Source organism: Streptomyces sp. MS191, from assembly GCF_008042125.1.
Taxonomy (GTDB): domain Bacteria; phylum Actinomycetota; class Actinomycetes; order Streptomycetales; family Streptomycetaceae; genus Streptomyces.
Genome location: NZ_RDBI01000161.1, coordinates 1 through 3,311, shown reverse-complemented (window position 1 = coordinate 3,311; position 3,311 = coordinate 1). Strand labels below are relative to the sequence as shown.

General features: G+C 72.1%; 3 protein-coding genes and 2 pseudogenes. 1 reads left to right on the top strand and 4 read right to left on the bottom strand.

Annotated elements, in window-relative coordinates; translation table 11 throughout:
* Positions 1-14: 14 nt before the first annotated feature.
* Positions 15-146, top strand: a pseudogene (locus EAO71_RS39510) (ABC transporter permease); the annotation flags it as partial.
* 123 nt (positions 147-269) lie between these two features.
* Here EAO71_RS39510 and EAO71_RS39505 read toward each other — a convergent pair.
* The 4 genes and pseudogenes from EAO71_RS39505 to EAO71_RS36050 all read right to left on the bottom strand — a co-directional run.
* Positions 270-410: pseudogene (locus EAO71_RS39505) on the bottom strand (ABC transporter ATP-binding protein); the annotation flags it as partial.
* A complete protein-coding gene (locus tag EAO71_RS36060) occupies positions 407-1,264 on the bottom strand; it encodes an ABC transporter permease (protein ID WP_147982023.1) in 858 nt (285 codons plus the stop codon). The pseudogene EAO71_RS39505 and the gene EAO71_RS36060, both read right to left, overlap by 4 nt.
* Positions 1,261-2,211 (bottom strand): ABC transporter permease, encoded by a 951-nt coding sequence (locus EAO71_RS36055; RefSeq protein ID WP_147982022.1) that lies wholly within the window; start codon positions 2,209-2,211, stop codon positions 1,261-1,263. The genes EAO71_RS36060 and EAO71_RS36055 overlap by 4 nt, the downstream gene beginning before the upstream one ends.
* 118 nt (positions 2,212-2,329) lie before the next feature.
* The coding region (locus EAO71_RS36050; protein ID WP_147982021.1) for a CocE/NonD family hydrolase at positions 2,330-3,311 on the bottom strand (982 nt) is incomplete at its 5' end.

Sequence of the window (3,311 nt, the reverse complement as noted above, 5' to 3'; positions counted from 1 at the left end):
TCCTCGTCGCCGCGGTGTTCGGTGCCGGGCTCACCGCGCCGATCGTCGCCCTCTCGATCGCCTACCTCCCCCTGATCACCCGCGTCGTACGATCCGCCGCGATCAAGGAGAGGAACCTGCCGTACGTGTCGGCGCTCCAGCTCCTCGGCGCACCCACCGCCCGCATCTGGCTGCGCCACCTGCTGCCGAACCTGCTCCCGCACGTCTCCGTGGACCCGGGCGGTCTCGGGCAGCAGGCCCATGACGGAGCGGGCGGTCAGGGACTTGCCGGATCCGGATTCGCCGACCAGGGCGACGGCCGTGCCCTCGGAGATGCTGACGTCGGCGCGGTGGACGACGGTCCGCGGCACTCCGTCGAGGAGCAGGTCGACGCCGAGCGCGTCGATCCGGAGCAGGGGTGGTGTGCTCATGCGTTCTCTCCGAGCAGACGTCGGGACAGGCCCGTCCCCAGCAGGTTGAACGCGACGACGACGACCAGGATGGCGATGCCCGCGTACAGCGACTGCTGCGGCTGGCCCGCCAGGATGGACGGGGCTCCGTTGGACACCATCAGCCCCCACTCCGGGTCCGGGGGCTGGCTGCCGAGGCCGAGGAAGGAGATCGCGGCCACGTCGAGCAGGGCGTACCCGAAGCCGATGGTGGCCTGGACGAGGACGAGCGGGAGCAGGTTCGGCAGCAGGTGGCGCAGCCAGATGCGGGCGGTGGGTGCGCCGAGGAGCTGGAGCGCCGACACGTACGGCAGGTTCCTCTCCTTGATCGCGGCGGATCGTACGACGCGGGTGATCAGGGGGAGGTAGGCGATCGAGAGGGCGACGATCGGCGCGGTGAGCCCGGCACCGAACACCGCGGCGACGAGGACGGCCATGATGAGACCGGGGAAGCCGAAGACGATGTCGAGGGCTCCGGAGACGAGCCGGTCGCACCGGCCGCCGAACCAGGCGGCGGCCAGCGCGAGGACGGTGCCGAGCGTGGTGGAGACGGCGATCACGACGGCGGGGGCGGCGAGGCTGGCACGGGTTCCGGCGATCAGCCGGGAGAGCAGGTCGCGTCCGGTGTCGTCGGTCCCGAGGAGATGGGTGGCGGACGGTCCGGCGTTGACGTTGAGGGGGTCGACGGCGTTCGGGTCGTGCGGGGCGAGCAGCGGACCGAGCACGGCCAGCAGGACGAACAGGGCGACGACACAGGCCGCGCCGAGCGTCAGGTGGTCGCGTGGACGTCCGGTCCGCCGCTTGAGCGCGATGCGGGTGGACAGGGCGGTGGTCATCGGACCCCCTTCTGCGCGGTTCGGGGGTCGAGGGCGGCACTGACCAGGTCGACGGTGGTGTTGATGACGACGAACACGACCACGAAGACCAGCGACACGGCCTGGACGACGGCCATGTCCTGCTTGGACGCGGCCTCGATCATGAGGGCTCCGAGCCCTCCGGTGCCGAACGCCTGCTCGGCGACGGCCGCGGTGGCGATGAGTCCGGCGATGCCGACGCCGGAGACCGCGAAGACGGGTCCGGAGGCGTTGTGCAGCACGTGCCGCCTGATCACCGTGCGCTCGGGGACGCCGCGGCTGCGGGCGGTCTCCACGTGTTCGGAGCGCATCTCCGCGCGGACGGCGGTCCGGGTGACCTGGGCGACGTAGCCGATCCAGGTCAGCGCCAGCGCGACGGCCGGCAGTGTGAGGTGTGTCAGGGTGCCGGTGAAGCCTTCGCCCGAGCCGTAGACGGGGAACCATGGGAGCTGGACGGCGAAGAGCCAGATGAGCAGGACCGCCATGACGAAGGTCGGTACCGCCATCGCGCCTGCCGTCAGGGTCGTGGCCAGGGTTTCCGTGCGTCCGCCTCGCAGTGCGGCGACGGTGCCGATGACGGTGCCGGCCGCCAGGACGAGGACGGAGGCGTAGACGACGAGCGCGAAGGAGTCGCCGGCGCGGGCGCCGATGAGGCCGGCGACGGAGTCGCGGTAGACGAGGGACTTCCCGAAGTCCCCCTGCAGGCAGTTGCTCAGCCAGTGCCAGTAGCCCTGGACGAAGGGATCGTCCAGGTGGTACTCGCGATGGATCTGCGCCAGTACGGCGGGGTCGGGGTTCCGGCTGCCGCCGACGAGCAGCGTGGCGGGGTCCCCGGGAGTGAGGAACATCGCGCCGTAGATGGCGACGCTGGAGACGAGCACGGTCAGGACGAGCATGCCCAGCCGGGTGGTGACGAAGCGGAGGCTCATCCCGGACCGCCTCCTTCCCGGCGTGGACCGATGGCCGGGCGGTGCACGGCCGGGCCTGTCGGCGTCGGCGTGCTGGGGAGTTGTCGCAGAGGGAGCATGGGCCCTCCAGGTGCAGGGGCTATTCGCCGCTTTCGGGCAGGACGGTCAGACACAGGCGGGAAGGGTGGGCGGAGCCGGTACGGAGCCGCTGCCGGCTCGCCTTGGGGGTGGCCGTCAGCCACGGGCTCTCCGCGGAGCCGGAGTTGGGCAGGTGGTTCGGGAAGTCGCTGCCGGCGATCATCAGCGCGAGGCGGTGGCCCGGACGCACCCGGTAGCCGGTGTGTCCCAGGGCGATCGCCGTCTCGCCCGGCCTGTCGGCCTGGACGCAGCCGCGCACGATCAGGCGCGCCGTGCCGTCCGGGGCCAGGTCGAGGAGACGGACGAAGACGTCGAAGGTGGGCGCCGTGCTCTCCACGTGCAGGACCGCGTGGACGGGGCCGGCGAGGTCGAGCGGTCGGTCGGAGGCCGGGCCGGTGAACACGAGGACGTCGTCCCGGTCGAGCGTGCGGCGCTCGTCCGCGTGGTCGCGCAACTGAAGGAAGGTGTCGGCCGCGGCGGACGGCACGAGGTCGTCGGGGTCGTACCGCCACTCCACCGATTCCGGCGCGTCGTCCGGGCGCGGGGCCAGCTGTCCGCCGGGAACGGTGCCGGACGCCGCGGCCGGCTCCGTCAGGTAGAGCTCGGTGGCCGTGGCTTCGGGCAGCGGCCAGGTGGCCGAGGTGCGCCAGCCCTCGTGGCCGAGCTTCCAGCGCACCCGGGGAAGCGAGTCGGGCCGGGTGCCGCCCTTCAGGAAGACGTCGAAGAACTCGATCGCGGGGCCGGTGTAGGAGTCCAGCATGCGTTCGAGGGCGGCGGCGCCGGCCAGGTGGTCGGTCTCGGGGGTCGCCGGGGCGTCCGCCAGGAAGTAGTTCTCGTGGTCGATCGTGTCGGCGATCAGGTACTGGACGGCCGCCCAGCCGGGGCGTTCGGCGAGCTCCGTGTAGTCGCGCATGTGGGCGATGCCGAGGTTGTCGAACCAGCCCACGCAGTGCAGCACGGGTACGGGCCGGGCGTCGTAGGGG